Source organism: uncultured Chitinophaga sp., from assembly GCF_937898475.1.
Classification (GTDB): Bacteria; Bacteroidota; Bacteroidia; order Chitinophagales; family Chitinophagaceae; genus Chitinophaga.
This window is the reverse complement of record NZ_CALEJS010000041.1, coordinates 219,014-235,028: the sequence shown is the minus strand read 5'-3', so window position 1 is coordinate 235,028 and position 16,015 is coordinate 219,014. Positions and strand designations below refer to the sequence as shown.

At 50.4% G+C, this 16,015-nt stretch carries 11 protein-coding genes; 4 read left to right on the top strand and 7 right to left on the bottom strand.

Going from position 1 to position 16,015, the window contains the following annotated elements:
• Position 1: 1 nt before the first annotated feature.
• The 6 genes from Q0577_RS25325 to Q0577_RS25300 all read right to left on the bottom strand — a co-directional run bounded on the left by Q0577_RS25325 (position 2) and on the right by Q0577_RS25300 (position 8,270).
• Positions 2-3,115, bottom strand: coding sequence for an efflux RND transporter permease subunit (locus Q0577_RS25325; RefSeq protein ID WP_298741334.1), 3,114 nt, complete (start codon positions 3,113-3,115; stop codon positions 2-4).
• 20 nt (positions 3,116-3,135) lie between these two features.
• The gene (locus tag Q0577_RS25320) at positions 3,136-4,251 is read right to left on the bottom strand and encodes an efflux RND transporter periplasmic adaptor subunit (protein WP_298741332.1); all 1,116 of its coding nucleotides are present in this window, start codon (positions 4,249-4,251) and stop codon (positions 3,136-3,138) included.
• A gap of 71 nt (positions 4,252-4,322) precedes the next feature.
• A complete protein-coding gene (locus Q0577_RS25315) occupies positions 4,323-4,718 on the bottom strand; it encodes a hypothetical protein (RefSeq protein ID WP_298741330.1) in 396 nt (131 codons plus the stop codon).
• 93 nt (positions 4,719-4,811) lie between these two features.
• Positions 4,812-5,750, bottom strand: a complete 939-nt coding sequence (locus Q0577_RS25310; protein ID WP_298741328.1) for a transglutaminase family protein — start codon at positions 5,748-5,750, stop codon at positions 4,812-4,814.
• Positions 5,751-5,762: 12 nt separating this feature from the next.
• Entirely contained in the window at positions 5,763-6,704 is a 942-nt protein-coding gene (locus tag Q0577_RS25305; RefSeq protein WP_298741326.1) for an alpha-E domain-containing protein, read from the bottom strand.
• 120 nt (positions 6,705-6,824) lie between these two features.
• Positions 6,825-8,270, bottom strand: a complete 1,446-nt coding sequence (locus Q0577_RS25300) for a circularly permuted type 2 ATP-grasp protein (RefSeq protein ID WP_298741324.1) — start codon at positions 8,268-8,270, stop codon at positions 6,825-6,827.
• 210 nt (positions 8,271-8,480) lie between these two features.
• Here Q0577_RS25300 and Q0577_RS25295 point away from each other — a divergent pair, with 210 nt between their 5' ends.
• The 4 genes from Q0577_RS25295 to Q0577_RS25280 are packed head-to-tail and all read left to right on the top strand — an operon-like array spanning position 8,481 to position 14,930.
• Complete coding sequence (locus Q0577_RS25295; RefSeq protein ID WP_298741322.1) at positions 8,481-11,669, top strand: SusC/RagA family TonB-linked outer membrane protein; 3,189 nt, start codon at positions 8,481-8,483, stop codon at positions 11,667-11,669.
• Positions 11,670-11,687: 18 nt separating this feature from the next.
• A complete protein-coding gene (locus Q0577_RS25290; protein ID WP_298741320.1) occupies positions 11,688-13,223 on the top strand; it encodes a RagB/SusD family nutrient uptake outer membrane protein in 1,536 nt (511 codons plus the stop codon).
• A 30-nt stretch (positions 13,224-13,253) separates the two neighbouring features.
• Entirely contained in the window at positions 13,254-13,937 is a 684-nt protein-coding gene (locus Q0577_RS25285) for a hypothetical protein (RefSeq protein ID WP_298741318.1), read from the top strand.
• Between the two features lie 12 nt (positions 13,938-13,949).
• A complete protein-coding gene (locus Q0577_RS25280) occupies positions 13,950-14,930 on the top strand; it encodes a DUF5007 domain-containing protein (RefSeq protein ID WP_298741316.1) in 981 nt (326 codons plus the stop codon).
• A 387-nt stretch (positions 14,931-15,317) separates the two neighbouring features.
• Here Q0577_RS25280 and Q0577_RS25275 read toward each other — a convergent pair whose 3' ends face one another.
• Positions 15,318-15,917, bottom strand: a complete 600-nt coding sequence (locus Q0577_RS25275) for an FMN-dependent NADH-azoreductase (RefSeq protein WP_298741315.1) — start codon at positions 15,915-15,917, stop codon at positions 15,318-15,320.
• Positions 15,918-16,015: the final 98 nt, after the last annotated feature.

The following is a 16,015-nucleotide window of genomic DNA, read 5'->3' as shown; positions in this document are numbered from 1 at the left end:
GTTAATTCCGTTTAGTGCTGTGCGTTAGCGATGCAAACAATACATATAAACCTGGTATCACCAGCACCCCGAAGAGCGTGCCTATCAGCATGCCGCCCGCTGCGGCCGTACCAATGGAGCGGTTGCCCATGGCGCCGGCGCCGGAGGCGATACACAGCGGTATCAAACCTGCGATGAACGCAAAGGAGGTCATAAGGATGGGACGCAAACGGGACACTGCGCCTTCCATGGCGGCTTCCAGCGGGTGTAAGCCCTGCCTGGTCCGCAGTATGGCAAATTCCACGATGAGGATGGCGTTTTTGCCCAGCAACCCGATCAGCATTACCAGGGCCACCTGCGCATAGATGTTGTTTTCCAGTCCAAGCAACTTTAATGAAAAGAATGCACCGAAAATACCAGCCGGCAGTGAGAGGATCACCGGCAATGGCAGCAGGAAGCTTTCATACTGCGCTGCCAGCAGCAGGTACACAAACACCAGGCATATGGCGAAGATGTATACCGCCTGGTTGCCGGAGAGGATTTGCTCGCGCGTCATACCACTCCATTCATAACTGAATCCCCTGGGCAGTTTGGCGGCTTCCTCCTCAATGGCTTTGATGGCATCGCCGCTACTGAAGCCCGGGGCGGCATCGCCATTGATCATGGCCGCCAGGTACATGTTATAGCGGGTGAGCTGTTCAGGCCCGTATACCCTTTCCAGGCGGATGAAGTTGGAGAAGGGCACCATTTCATCTTTATCATTCTTCACGTAGAGGTGCAGCACATCTTCGGGCTTGGTTCTGTACTGCGGCGCTGCCTGCACCATTACCTTATACATCTGCCCAAAGCGGATGAAGTTGGATGCATAGTAGCTGCCCAGTAACGTCTGCAGCGTTTCCATGGCGCGTTCTATGCTCACACCTTTCTGAGCGGCGCGTTCCTGGTCTACATGGATCATGTATTGCGGGAAGCTGGGATCAAAGCTGGTGAAAGCGGTGGCAATCTCCGGCCTTTGTTTCAGTGCCGTAATAAAATCATTGGTCACCTTGGCGGTTTGATCCAGGTTACCGCTACCTGTTTTATCCAGTATACGCAGCTCAAAACCGCTGGCATTACCAAAACCAGGCACGGTAGGCGGCGGGAAGAATTCGATGCTGGCGTCGGTTATATGTTTTACTTTTTCAGAGAGCAGGGCCATGAGCTCGTTCACTGATTCTTTTCTTTCTTCCCAGGGCTTGAGGTTGATCATGCCCATACCGTAGGAGGCGCCTGCCACTTCGTTCACCAGGCTGTAACCCGCCAGTGTGGATACAGATTCTACGGCGTCCATCCTGCTGGCGGCAGCGTATACTTCTTTCAGCACCCGCTGTGTACGTTCTACGGTAGCGCCGGGGGGCGTGGTCACGTTCACATAGATCATGCCCTGATCTTCCGACGGAATAAAGCCCGAAGGCAGTATGGCGCTGGCGCCCCAGGTGGCCACAAAGAATACGGCCAGCAATACCAGGGTAACAATACGCCTGCCTGCAATACGGCCCAGGAAACTGCGGTAGCGGTTGGCAGTGGCATCATAGCCTTTGTTGAATTTGCGGAAGAATTTTGCCATCCAGCCTTTGGCCTCCCGGCCGTGCGTGTTCTTCAGCATGATGGCGCAGAGTGCAGGCGTAAGCGTTACCGCATTGATGCCGGATATCACGATGGCGATGGCCAGCGTTAAAGAGAACTGCCGGTAGAATACGCCTACGGGTCCGGAGAGGAATGCTACCGGTATGAACACCGCAGACATTACCAGGGTAATAGCCACCAGTGCGCCGCTGATCTCTCTCATGGCCGCCAGCGTAGCTTCCAGCGGTGGCAGGTGCTCTTCGCTCATCTTCACGTGCACGGCCTCTACCACCACAATGGCATTATCCACCACGATACCGATGGCCAATACCAATGCAAACAGTGTAAGCAGGTTAATGGAGAAGCCCATCAGCTGCATGAAGCAGAGTGTACCGATAAGAGCCACCGGCACTGCCAGCGCAGGGATCAGCGTAGAGCGGAAGTCCTGCAGGAAGATGAATACTACAATGAATACCAGTATGAACGCCTCTACCAGGGTGCGCAGCACTTCATGGATAGAAGCATCCAGGAAGCGGGATACATCGTAGTTGAAGTTGTAGTTCATACCCGGGGGGAAGGAACTTTTTTTCAGTTCTGCCATGCGGTCTTTCACTTCCTGTATCACCTCGCTGGCATTGGAGCCGGGGCGTTGTTTCAACATGATAGATGCGGAAGGCTTGCCATCTGTTTCCGATACCATGCTATAGGTAAGCGCACCAAATTCCAGTTCTGCCACGTCTTTCAGGCGAAGCATGGAACCGTTGCTTTCGGTGCGGATGATGATGTCTGCATATTGTTGCGGCTCAAAGAATTTACCGGTGTAGCGCAGTACATACTGCAGCAGCTGCGGAGCTTTGTCCGAGCTCTCGCCCGTTTTACCGGGGGCGGCTTCTATGTTCTGCCTGCGGATGGCGGCAATCACTTCTTCTGAAGAGATATTATAAGCCAGCATACGGTCGGGCTTCAGCCATACGCGCATGGCGTATTCCTTGGCGCCCATGATCTCGGCGCGGCCAACGCCGTTGATCCTTTTCAGTTCCTGCAGTACGTTGATATCTGCAAAGTTGTAGATGAACTGCTCGTCCATCTGCGGGTCATCACTCATGATGTTGAGGTAGAGCAGCATACTGTTCACCTCTTTTTCTGTAGTAACCCCTGCTTTAATCACTTCTTCAGGCAGCTCGTCAATGATGGTGGCCACCCTGTTCTGTACGTTCACGGCTGCCTGGTCGGGATCAACGCCGACCTGGAAGAATACGGTAATAACGGTGATACCGTCATTGGTGGAAACAGAGGACATGTACGTCATGCCGGGCACACCGTTAATGGCCCGTTCCAATGGTGTGGTCACTGCTTTGGTACATACTTCGGCGTTGGCGCCGGTATACCTGGCCGTAACGGTTACGGATGGAGGTACGATATCGGGGAACTGGGTTACGGGCAATGTAAAGAGGGCCAGTAATCCCAGCAGGGTTATGATCAAAGAGATCACGAGCGACAGCACCGGCCGCTTTATAAAAGTATCAAACATGTAATTTTTTTTAGGACGCTTTACATTTTTAACAGGCTATCCAGTGGTATAGCAACGGGTTCTATGCGCATACCGTCACGAAGGCTTTGAGTACCTTCGCATACGATCCGTTCACCGGGCTGCAGGCCATTCTTGACGATGTAAGAATAGTGCAGGCGTGAGCCGGGGGTAAAACTGCGCATGGCAATGCGGTTGCTGGAGTCTACTACAAATACGTAGTTCTTGTCCTGCATTTCAAATACCGCCTTCTGCGGGATGATGAGTGCGTCCTCTACTGAATTTTCCAGCTGTACGTTGCCGCTGGCGCCATGCTTCAGCAGCTTTTGCGGGTTGGGAAAGCGGGCACGGAAAGCGATGGCGCCGGTGGAGCTTTCAAATTCGCCTTCCACTGTTTCCACCTTACCCGCGTGATTATAAGGAGAGCCATCTGCCAGTATCAGGCTCACGGCTTTATTATCCGGTCCTTTCTTGGATTTCTTGTATTCCAGGTATTCTGTTTCAGATACATTGAAGTAGGCATATACTTCATTGATATCAGAAACGGTGGTGAGCAGGGCGCCGTCTTCTACCAGGCTGCCTGTTTTCAGCGGTATACGGTCTATTACGCCGTCAAAGGGAGCGCGGATATTTGTATAGCCCAGTTTCATGGCAGCGCTGGCTGCGGCAGACCTGGCCTCGTCAACACGTGCATGCACGGCGGCCAGTTTTGCTTCTGCTACTTCCTGTTCGGTTCTGGCGATCACCTTTTTTTCTACCAGCATTTTAACGCGCCTGAGCTCTACTTCTGCAGCCTTGGCTTCTGCCACAGCGCTGCTCAGGTTGGCATTGGCTTCGGCCAGTAGCGCCCTGTATTCTTCGTCGTTAATGGAGAAGAGCAGCTGTCCTTTTTTTACTTCCTGTCCTTCGTCCACATAGATCTTTTCCAGGAACCCGTTCACACGGGCCCTGATCTCCACATTCCGCACTGCCTGTAGGCTGGCCACATAATGATGTTGAAGCAAGGTATCTTTTTCAACCAGTTCCGTAACAGGAAATGGCCTTTCATTTTCTTTAGCGGTGTTTGTATTTCCGTTGGTGGTACATCCGTATATAGCAATAGCACTCCATCCCGCAATGGCCCAAATATAACGCTGCATTATTGAGTCAGTTATCAGTTAATAATTAATAAAATAAAGTCTGGAAAAAAAGGGTGATATGGGGGCCGGGATCAAAATAGGGTGTACCGGAAGAGGAAGTTGTAGTAAGCGGGTAGAAACGCGTCAAGCCATCGGTAGATGCCAGACTTGTTCTCTTCTTCGAGTATGAAATGATCCTGTTTGTCTTCAGGATAGATAATACGCTGACTGATGCTGAACTGCCGTGAAGAGGCGTTGAGGTAGTAGCGGGTCTTCTTTTTACTTTTAGTGGCGCGTACCACTTCCTGTCCATCATCCTCCTGCTGGGTGAGGTCGAACAGGTGGGAAAGATCTCCCAGGTTAAGAACATGATGGGTGGCATTCGCCTGCGACAGCTTATTGTTGGCTGTAACAGACTGAATGTGGAGGCCGTACAATAGAATGCACAGCAGCCACTTATATGATATTTTATACTTTATCATCCCCATGCTGGCCTGCAAAGTTAGAATACATGCATTAACGGTCAAAGCAAAACTGTATGAACGGTGCACAGTTTTAACTTTCCTTTAATAAACAGGCACTTATTGCTGTCCCGCAAAAGTGCCGTCCGGCAACTCTTCCGTTCGCTGGTGCTCCGTAGTATGCAGGTGAACATTGTTCATTTCCTCAAAAATATGACCGTCTTCATAACCTACGGAAACGAATACCGTCAGTTGCTGACGGGCGGGCCCCTTGAAGGTGCCCTTTACCGGGCTGCAATCTGAAAAGTGCCGTCCTACGGACAGTTTGACATGTTTGTTTGTCACCCAGACATTATTGGTAGGATCTATCCCCGCCCATCCATAGCCGGGTATCCAGGCTTCTACCCAGGCGTGGGTAGCGCCTTCGCCGCGCATGCCGTTCTTGTTGGGGCAGATGTAGCCGCTTACATAGCGGCAGGGAATCTGGCAGGTACGCAGCACCTGCAGCATGATATGCGCAAAATCCTGGCAAACACCTGCGCGGTGCTGCAGTATCTCATCTACCGTAGTTTCTACATTGGTAATGCCCTTAATGTATTTAAAGTGTTTGAAAATATATTCGCTGCAATGTTCCACCATGCCGGCGATGCTGTCATAGTGCTGTATGCTTGCAGCAATGGTGTCTATGGCGGCCTGCGATTGTATGGTATCGCGGGCGGCGAGCTCCAGCAGCTGCAGCTGTCCTTCCATTTCGGCGTTGAGCTGTTCGGCGCCGGTGTGGAAATTGATCTTCAGCTGGGAAGACGCGGTGGTACGCACCAGCAGTTTGCTTTCTATGGACAATACCTTGTGCGGCGGCAGCACGTTGAACAGCCCTGCCTTGTTACCATAGTAATCGGTAAAGGTCTGAATATCCGGGTGGTCGGTGATGAACAGGTCGTGTTGCAGCACTTCCTGGTCGGGGCACTGGTAAGGAAAGATCTTGATCTCGTTGGCGCTTTCTTTTACCGGCCGGTCGTACTCGTAACGGGTAATATGGTGGATCTTGAAAATAGACATATTGTTATCAACTTATGCGTAAGAGAAGAACTGCTGGCTGAGCTTTGTTGTGAACTGCAGCAGCTCAAGTCTGATCTCCTCCAGGAATTGCTGTAAAGATTCATTGTTCAGTGTTTCGAGGTCGGTATACCTCACCTTGCTGTTCAGGCGGCCAAAGCGGCGCATCAGCGATGCCACCTCACCGGAGGTGTTGCCGCGGATCACTTCCTGCAAACGGCGTTCCATCCTGCCCAGCGTATGTGCCACGGAATGCGGAAAGTTATCATTAAAGAGCACCTGGTGCAACACATTATAGTTGTAATTGGCTGAGCGGTAGGTTTTGAGGTGCAGCTCATAACCGGATAAGGACAGCAGCAGGTAACGCCATTGCATAATATCCCTGATATCGTCCAGGTTGTAATCAATACGCTGGTATTCCCTGTTAGTGAGGATAATGGTCTCCAGGCAGCGTTCCACATATTTCCCCAGGTTCATGAAGCTCCATCCCAGTCCGCGCGACATGGTAATGTCTGTTACCCCGTTATACAGCACCGTGTGCCGGGTAATGAGCTGCATCACCTCTACGGCTTCGTAGCTGTTGAGGCGTTTATCCAGGGTGGTCTGGTTCATGAGGTGATAGATCGCGTTCACCTCTTCCCATACTTCCTTGGTGATGTGGTCCTGTACGCCCCGGGCGTTCTCACGCGCCTTGCTGACGATTGCCTTCAGGGAATTATTGTTACCGGTATCGGTGATCAGGTTCCGGAGTGCAGCGCCCGTATTGAATGCAATGGCGTCAATCTCTGCAGGTGTGGAGGCAGAGAATGTTTCCAGCACCGGTTTCCAGGTAAAGGAGCCATCGGCGTCCTTATCCAGCGAGAGAATGTAATGGGTGGATACGGCGCGTAAAAGGCCGCCGGCCCGCTCCATATAGCGGTTCATCCAGAATAATGCATCGGCTATTCTACTGAGCATGGGTGATTAGCTTTTGGCTGTTAGCTGTTAGCTATCAGCCAGGAAATGTTTTATGATGTTAATGAACGTTTAAAAAAGCCGGGCTACAGCTAACAGGTAATAGCCAGTAGCCAACAGCTGTCAATCAACTACCCACGTATCCTTGCTGCCACCGCCCTGGGAGGAGTTCACCACCAGCGATCCGGGGCGGAGGGCCACACGGGTTAGTCCGCCCGGAACGATCTGTATGCCCTGTGGCCCGCAAAGCGCATAGGGGCGCAGGTCTACATGGCGGGGTTGGAAAACGCCGTCTATAAAACAGGGAACGGTAGACAGTTTGATGATGGGCTGGGCGATGAAGTTACGCGAGTCTGCTTCGATAGCCGGCCTGGCTGCCGCCCATTCTTCCTCAGTTACCTTGTTGCCCATGATCATGCCGTAGCCGCCGGATTGGTTGGTGCGTTTGATCACCATCTGCTGAATGTTATCAAACACATATTTACGTGCATCGGGCTGGCTCAGCTCATAGGTAGGTACGTTGGAGAGGATGGGCTCTTCATTCAGGTAGTAGCGGATCATGGCCGGAACATAGGCATAAACGGCTTTATCATCGGCCACACCATTACCCACGGCATTCACAATGGCCACCGTGCCTTTGCGGTAGGCGCTCATGAGGCCGGGTACGCCCAGGGCGCTGTCCGGACGGAAGATCAGCGGGTCCAGGTATTCATCGTCTATACGGCGGTAAATCACGTGTACCTGTTCCAGGCCGTTGGTGGTTTTCATATATACTTTATGGTGATCCACCACCAGGTCGCGGCCTTCTACCAGGGAAACGCCCATCTGCCGGGCCAGGAAAGTATGTTCGTAGTAAGCGGAATTGTATACGCCTGGCGTGAGCAGCACCACGGTAGGGTTGGAGATCTGCGGTGGCGCCAGCTGCAACAGTATCTCATGCAGCAGCAGGGGATAGTTGCTGACGCGTCTTACATGGTTGGCAGACAACATTTCGGGAAAGATGCGTTTGGTCACTTCCCGGTTCTCCAGCATATAGCTCACGCCGGAGGGGGTACGAAGATTGTCTTCCAGTACATAGAAATTACCATCATCCCCCCGGATGAGGTCTATACCGGATATATGTATGTAGATATCATGCGGTACTTTAATACCATATACTTCGCGGGTGTAGTGCGGGCAGGAGGCGATGAGGGCAGCGGGCACCACTTTATCCTTAATGATCTGCTGCTCATGGTAGATATCCTTTAAGAAGTGGTTGAGGGCTTTCAGCCGTTGCTTGATGCCGTTTTCAACATGTTCCCATTCTTTGCCGGTAATAATACGCGGAATAATATCAAAGGGAAAGATCCGCTCAATACCGGCGTTATCGCTGTATACGGTAAAGGTAATGCCCTGGTTCATGAAGAGCTCTGCGGCCAGGCGGTCTTTCTGCTGCAGGGCGGCTACATCCAGTTCTTTGAGGGCGGCAAATACTTTGCTGTAGTGGGCGCGTATCTGGTTGGTGTCGCACATCTCGTCCCAGATGCCATCCGTACAGCGGTAACCGGGCAATAAGTTCTCGAGGCCCATTGCTATACTGTTTTTGGGTTAGTAAAATATGATTCCCGTCAAACGTTTACTTCCCAATGGTTTATAACAAGATAGCATTTATATAATATATATGGAGGGTTTTTTTCATCAGTCCGGTTAATATCTGTAAATGGACGGGTAAATAAGGTAATAAGATTGCTGACTCCTTTGATTAGTTTTCGTCATTATCAACCTTAATCTAGTAGATGTATGAAACATTTCTACCTGGCATTACTATGCCTATTGTACCCGTTTGTGCTCCTATATGCCCAAACTCCCACCGTCAGAATCGAAGGAACAGTGACCGACCAGGAAAAACAGGCCTTACCTGGTGTATCTGTACGGATCAGGTCTACCAACATCGGCGTTGTGACAGACGCCAAAGGAAAATTCTCTATTGCAGCCGCTCCCGGCGCCACACTGGAGATCTCTTTTGTAGGCTTCAGTAAAACGGAGGTTAAAGTAAAAGAGGGGCAGACAGGCGTCACCGTAGTACTGAGCCCTTCCGCCAGCGCACTGCAGGAAACGGTGATCATCGGTTACCAGCAGGTAACGCGTAAAAAGGCTACTGCCGCTATTTCCAGCCTGTCGGGCAGGGAGATACAGAACCTCCCGGCTGCCAGTTTTGATCAGCTGATGCAGGGCCGTCTCTCCGGCGTAAACGTGCAGAACTACACCGGGGAACCCGGTGCACGCGGTACCGTATCCGTACGCGGTAATACCACGGTGAACCGTGATTACAACGAGTTCAAAGTGGTTAACTCACCGCTCTATGTGGTAGACGGGATACCGCAGCCGCAGGACGAGTATGTGGCCAACGATGTAGGCACGGGCACCAATTTCCTGGCAGGCATCAACCCTATGGATATTGCCACCATCGATGTACTGAAAGACGCCTCTGCCGCAGCTATTTACGGTTCGCGTGCAGCCAACGGCGTTATTATGATCACTACCCGCAAAGGACGCTCCGGTACCCCCAGGGTGAACGTGACCAGCTACTTTGGTGTAACCCAGCGGCCGGAGCTCAGGGATGCGGTACTGGGTGTAACTGAACGCCGCCAGAAAATGTCGCTGATCCAGCAAAGCCTTACCTATGCCCAACAGCAGCAGCTGCCTTACATCATGACAGACAGCCTGAACCCGGCTTACAATGGCAATACAGACTGGCAGGACCTGTTCTACCGCACGGGGCTGCTCAAGAACCTGGACCTGAGCATCGGCGGCGGAACAGAGAACTCCAATTACCGCTTCAGCGCAGGCTATTATGATGAGCAGGGCGTAGTAATAGGTACCGACTTTAAAAGGTACTCCATGCGTTTAAACCTGTTATCGCGCGCATTGAACAACAAGCTGGATATTAACCCGATCATTGCCTTTTCGCGGACAGACAGGCACCGCGGTAACGGTAATCCGGGTAACTCCATCAACCTTACCACCAACGGCGATCCTCAAAACCCGGTAACGGTTGGCGCAGGTCAGATGCCCTCTTCCCTGTTCGCGCTGGACCCTGCCAAGAAAGCAGCCCTGCTGGGCAACTACCAGGACCAGCTGGATCAGAATATGGATAACCAGCTGACACTGAACCTGAACCTGGGATACAATATTTCATCGCACCTGCGGCTCAACTCACAGAACTCATATGTGTACCGCACCAGCAGGAGGGACTATAACAAAACCAATGAGCTGACCTCCAACAACGGTAACTTCTCTTTTTCATTTGCAGATAATGGATACAACATCCTGTCATCTAACTATCTGAGCTATACGAACAAATTCAGGAAGCATAACGTAAGCATGATACTGGGATCGGATGTGCAGTACGATGTGTACCAGAACACCCGCTCACTGGGCTATGGCGGTTCTTCAGATCCCATACAGGTGGTGCAGGGTTTCCGGCAGACCAATATCAGCACCTCGTCTGATTACCAGTCTTACGGGCTCTTGTCTTATTACTCCCGCCTGGCGTACGACTTTGATGAAAAATACCTGTTGTCTGTCAGCGCGCGCTATGATGGTTCATCCCGCTTTGGTAAAGACAGCAAATGGGGCTTCTTCCCCTCGGCATCCGCAGCCTGGCTGTTATCAGAAGAGAAGTTCCTGAAAGATCGTAGTCCTTTTACCCTGGTAAAACTGAGGGGCAGCGTAGGTACTTCGGGCAATCTGCCCACGCAGAACTACCTGCAGTATAACCTGTATAAAGTGAACAACGGCGGCTTTAACGGGAACGATAATGCCACATCGTATAACGGGGTAACAGCCATCACGCCCAACTTCAGAGACGGCGCCGCACAAAAAGGCCTGAGCTGGGAACGTACCCTGCAATGGAACGTAGGTACCGACCTCGAAGTAAAAGACGGTATGTTTGCCGCTACGGTGGATGTATATAATAAACAAAGCTCCCTGCAGCTGTTCAGCATTCTGCTGCCGGTGACCTCCGGCTATGACCAGGCGCTCACCAATACTTTGGGTGTAAGGAACTCAGGGGTGGAATTCACCTTCTCCGGTAACCCCCTGGCACATACGAACTCGCCGGTAAAATGGTTTACCCGCCTGAACGTATCCTATAACAAGAATATGATCACCAGCCTGCCCAATGGCGGCAGGGATATCGTTTTCCAGAATGGCGACCGTTTTGATAAATCGCACATTCTTTCTGTAGGTAAGCCCGTGAATGCATTTTACCTCTATCGTACATTGGGCGTATTTGCTACGGATGATGATGTACCGGGCAACAAGTACACCGGTGAAAAATATCGTAATGGCAATGGCACCTACCGCGCCGGAGATTTCTACCTGGCAGACCTGGACGGGGATAATTTCATCGAGATATTCAACGACGGACTGAACCCGGATAAGCTGCCTATAGGGGATCCCAATCCTAAAGTGACCGGTGGTTTTATCAACGAATTCAGCTGGAAGAACTTTGTGCTGAACATTTTCTGCGCCTTTACATTGGGCCGTGATGTGCTGAACCTGTATAAATCAGACCAGTTCAGCAACTCCACTGCAGGTGATGCTGTCAATAATTTTGTGCGGTATTCCACACCGGATTTCTCAAAGCTGGATATCTGGCAGCAACCCGGCGACAAAGCCACCTATGCCCGCTATGATGTAGGTACTTACCGTTACTATTATACTTCCGCACAAACCTTCTTCCTGGAGAAAGGAGATTACCTGCGCATCAAAAGCATTAGCCTTACCTATAACCTGGGCAAGGAAATGCTGAGCAGGTGGGGCCTGCAACGCCTGAGCGTATTTGGCGTAATGGATAATGTAGCCATGTTCCAGCGCTCCAAAGACCTGCCGGATGCAGAGGCGGTGAATCCATACGGGGAATACAGCGGTAACGGATACCCTATTCCGAAGAAATTCACCATGGGCTTTAATGTTAATTTTTAATGCGGAAAACCCAACAATATGAAACGTACACATCTCAACAGCTTTATCATACTCTTTTTGCTGGCTTGCTGCTCTTTCTCCTGCAGCAAACTGCTGGAGCAGGAGCCGAAGAACAGCACCTACCTGGAAAAATACTGGCAGAACGCCCGCGACTGTGAAAGTGCGCTGGCAGGAAATTATGCCCTGGTAAGAAATGCGCTTGCATTCCGGAACAGCTACTATATGTATGGAGACGCTATCGCCAAGAACTATTTCGTAATAGATTACAATGGCGACGGCCTGGAAGGCATCCAGAACGGCGATTTTTCTTTCACCTACAATGTGAACGATTTCGGCAACTGGACGCGCTATTTCAAAGCCATTACCATGAGCAATACCATCCTGGAGCAGGTGCCTAAAGTGCCCGAAGACAACCTGGCAAAAGACGTGGATGATGTGCAGGACTACAGGAACCGCGTCATGGGGCAAGCCCTGTTCCTGCGCGCTTTTACCTATTTTGTAATGACCCGCATCTGGGGTGATGTGCCCCTGGTAACCGAGTTTTACGAGAACCCCCTGGAAGCGCCGGAACTGCCCAGGAGCACGAAAGCGGAGGTGATGCAGCAGATCGAAAAAGATTGCCACGAGGCCGCAAAACTGCTGGACTGGGGCTATGGCAGCAATACCGGTGGCATTGCAGTTACCGCCAGCAGGGGATCTGTTTACGCCTTACTGGCGCACCTGTACCTGTGGCGCGGCACTACACTGAACGCAGCTTCCGGCGGTACGGTGAACATGAATGACATTAACAGCGCAGATACCACCATCAGCGCCCTGCTGGCTAACGGCGGTTACCGGCTCACTGATACTGCGCAATACTACAATACCTTCATTGGCCGATCTCCGGAAGGCATCTTTGAACTGAATATAAGCGAAGACCAGTTTGAAGGCTCTTCGTCAGGTATCGGTATGGAGTTCCTGCGCGGCGATCAATACATCAAATACAAAGGCGACTATGCACGTATGGCGGTAAGGCCCGAATACTTCAGCCGTCACTTCCGTAAGGGACAAACAGTGAATGATACCATGGACGTGCGTTTCCAGAAAGGATTTGATTACCGTGATGATTCCAGGCCCCTCTGCCGTAAATACAGCAATATCATATACCGTAACCCCGGCGTAAAGCTGGATCCCTATATGAGTAATAACATGATCATCTTCCGCCTGTCAGATATGATGCTGTTACAGGCAGAAATAGCCCTGTATAAAGGCGATAATGCCAAAGCCTTACAGGTGATCAATTTCTTCCGCACCCGTAACAATACCGCCGCGCTGGACATGCCCTCCAACGCTGAAGAGCTGATGTATGAATACATCCTTGAAAGAGGGAAAGAGCTGTTCCTGGAAGGGCACCTGTTCTATGACATGGTGCGTACCCGTGCCTACTCTTATATCGTAGACTGGCTGACAGACCAGCGTTACGCAAGAGAAGGGTTCTACTGGCCGGTGGATCCCCGCTTGTTCAGGGGCAACAAATTCCTGCAGCAAACCACTTACTGGAGAGGCAAGATCTGATCATCCATTACTCATAACAAACAATTACTTATGCAACACTTTCTGAAAACAATATATATCCTGGTCTGTACGGCATTGCTTTTTTCCTGTAAGAAGGAAGACTATAAGAACGATGGCGGCGTACACGATCCGCATGTGAACATGAGCACCTATGATTACCTGCGCTCGCAAAAAGTATTTGATTCCCTCGTATACCTGATAGACAAAGCAGGTTTGAAAGACGTGGTGAACAGTGATATCACTTTCTTTGCCGTGACCAACTACGGGGTAGAAGCCTATGTAGACATCCGTCAGAAACGCGCCGCCAGACAAACCGGCGACGAGAATATCCCCTTCAGCATGGATAGTATTCCTGTTCAGGAGCTGAAGGATTCACTGCGTATGTACATGATCAAGGGAAAGATCAACCGTGAGCAGATGAACCGTACGGGCCAGCTATATGATTGTATCCTGGGCAATATTCCCAATAAAAAGTTCATGATCAACCTGCTGCGTACCTATCCCTACAACGACTACGTGTCTTATGTGGACATGGTGAACTATACGCTGGTAATCGGCAGCCGGGACGACCAGGCAGCTGATCCTGACCTGATACCGCAAAGCGAGAAGGATAATGCCGCAGTTTGCCAGACATCCGGTATTATCACTACTACCGGTGTAGTACATGTACTGAACGGCTATCACCGTTTGTTCTTTAACACAGAGGTTTACTAAAAAAATAATCCCATGAGAAATATATTATTGTGTATACTATCCGTCACTCTATTTATAACTGCCTGCAAGAAAGTAAAGGAGGGTTTCCTCAGCGACCAGATGCGCTACAAGGATAATGTGATCTATTGTAAAAGGGGACTGGTGCTGCAGCAGTCAGACCGTATCAATACAGATGAATCTACTCCGCCGGTCACTTTCAAACTGACGAACCTGCGTGATAAAAGCTCCGGTAAACCCGCGCCATCTGCATTCTTTGAAGACTACGAGGTGCTGGTGTTTAAAGAAGGAGAGTCTTTCAACGTGGATACAGATACTTCTGTAGAGCAGCTGAACAAGAAGCGGGAGGTGCAAAAGCTGAAGCCGATGTACTTTAACGAGAACAGCGGACAGTTTGTTTTCAATAAGGCATCTGTGAACCTGCCCCTGGGTGATTATGTATTTGACATCACCGCTCAGAATGTGAACGGCACCCGCACGTTTGCCGATTTCGGACAGATCACTGTTGCCGATCCGGACCTGGACGATATCTTCACCATAGAAGATAATGTGTCCAACGCATTTGACGTTAACGATGTGGTAACGCCTATGCGTAACCCAAGGATGACGCTCACAAAAGTATCTGACGAAGGCGCCCGTGTGATCCTGAAACTGGTAGACAAGAACGGCAGCCCGTTTAACCCCAAGGCAGGGGAGATCATCAAACGCGGCGACCGCCCGGTGTTTGAGAATTATGCCCGTTTTCACCCGGTAAACACAACGGATACCGCGATGATCATTGATTTTGAGCTGGCGCCTTTCCCGCTGACCAAATATCATGACGGCGTTACGGACTGGGGCCACCTGATGTATTACCGCATACCGTCCCGCTATGTAAATGTGGATAATATGACGCCGAATGCGTATTCAGTAAACCCGCGTTTTGCGTTTATGCTGCGGCTGGAGGGCACGTATATAGTAGAGATCAGGTTTACGGATGTGGTACGCACACCGTGAGTTGATAAAAGGGAGAAGAAGGGGGCGAAAGCCTCCTTCTTTGTTTGGGGAAAGATGTATTTTTTACGTCCAAAATGGAACATTCAGCTATTATTAACAAATTGGAGGCTTTTAAACGAAGAAGCAGGTTTTCAGCAGCCGAGTGGGTGTAACAATTGCGGAGCGTACAATTTACTGGATGTTGGGGAGGGAGTAAAATACTATAGACCTGGTAACTATACTCATATCGAGCATTTAAGTAAAGATGATTTTACCAGAGAAAAGGCGTTGGCCCGTCTTGAGCAGACCAGGTATTTCGGGAAAAAATAGAATATGGTGAAACATGATATTAATTAAAAGAGGCTGTATCGTGCTTTGATGCAGCCTCTTCTTATCAGCGTTACTCTTTCACACCGCAATACTTTTAATCGCCTTCTCCAAAGCATGTTCCTTTATCCCGGGGATAGACGTTCCTTCCGCTCTTACCACTGTCACATCTGTAATACCAATAAATCCGAGTACGGCCTTTAAGTATGGTACTACGAAATCATTTGCCTGTAAAGGGCCTTCAGAATAAACGCCGCCGGAAGAAGCGGCAATGTAAACTTTCTTCCCTGTCACCAGCCCTTTTGGTCCGTTTTCCCCGTAGCTGAATGTGACACCGGCCCTTCCGATGTGATCCACCCAGGCTTTGAGCGAAGAGTGAATGCTGAAGTTATACATGGGGGCGCCGATCACGATAATATCCGCATCGAACAGTGCTTTGATCGCCTCGTCAGAATGTTGCAGCGCTTCAATATTTTCAGCACTCCGGGCTTCGGGCGGCGTAAAGAAAGAGGTGATGAGCGCTTCCTCCAGGTGAGGAAATTGTTTGGTGACGAGGTTGTATTCCTTCACCGTACTGCCGGGCCATGTGGCCAACAGTTTTTCAACAATTGCATTGCCCAGCTGGATGCTGTAAGAGGCATTACCCCTTGGGCTTGAAATTACGTGCAGTATCTTTTTCATGATTTTATATTTTACTTAAGCAAAATGATTCCCTGCGGATCTTCAGATCCGTTAAAAAAAACTGTTGAATAAAAATGTAGATGATCGCTCCGCGAAAG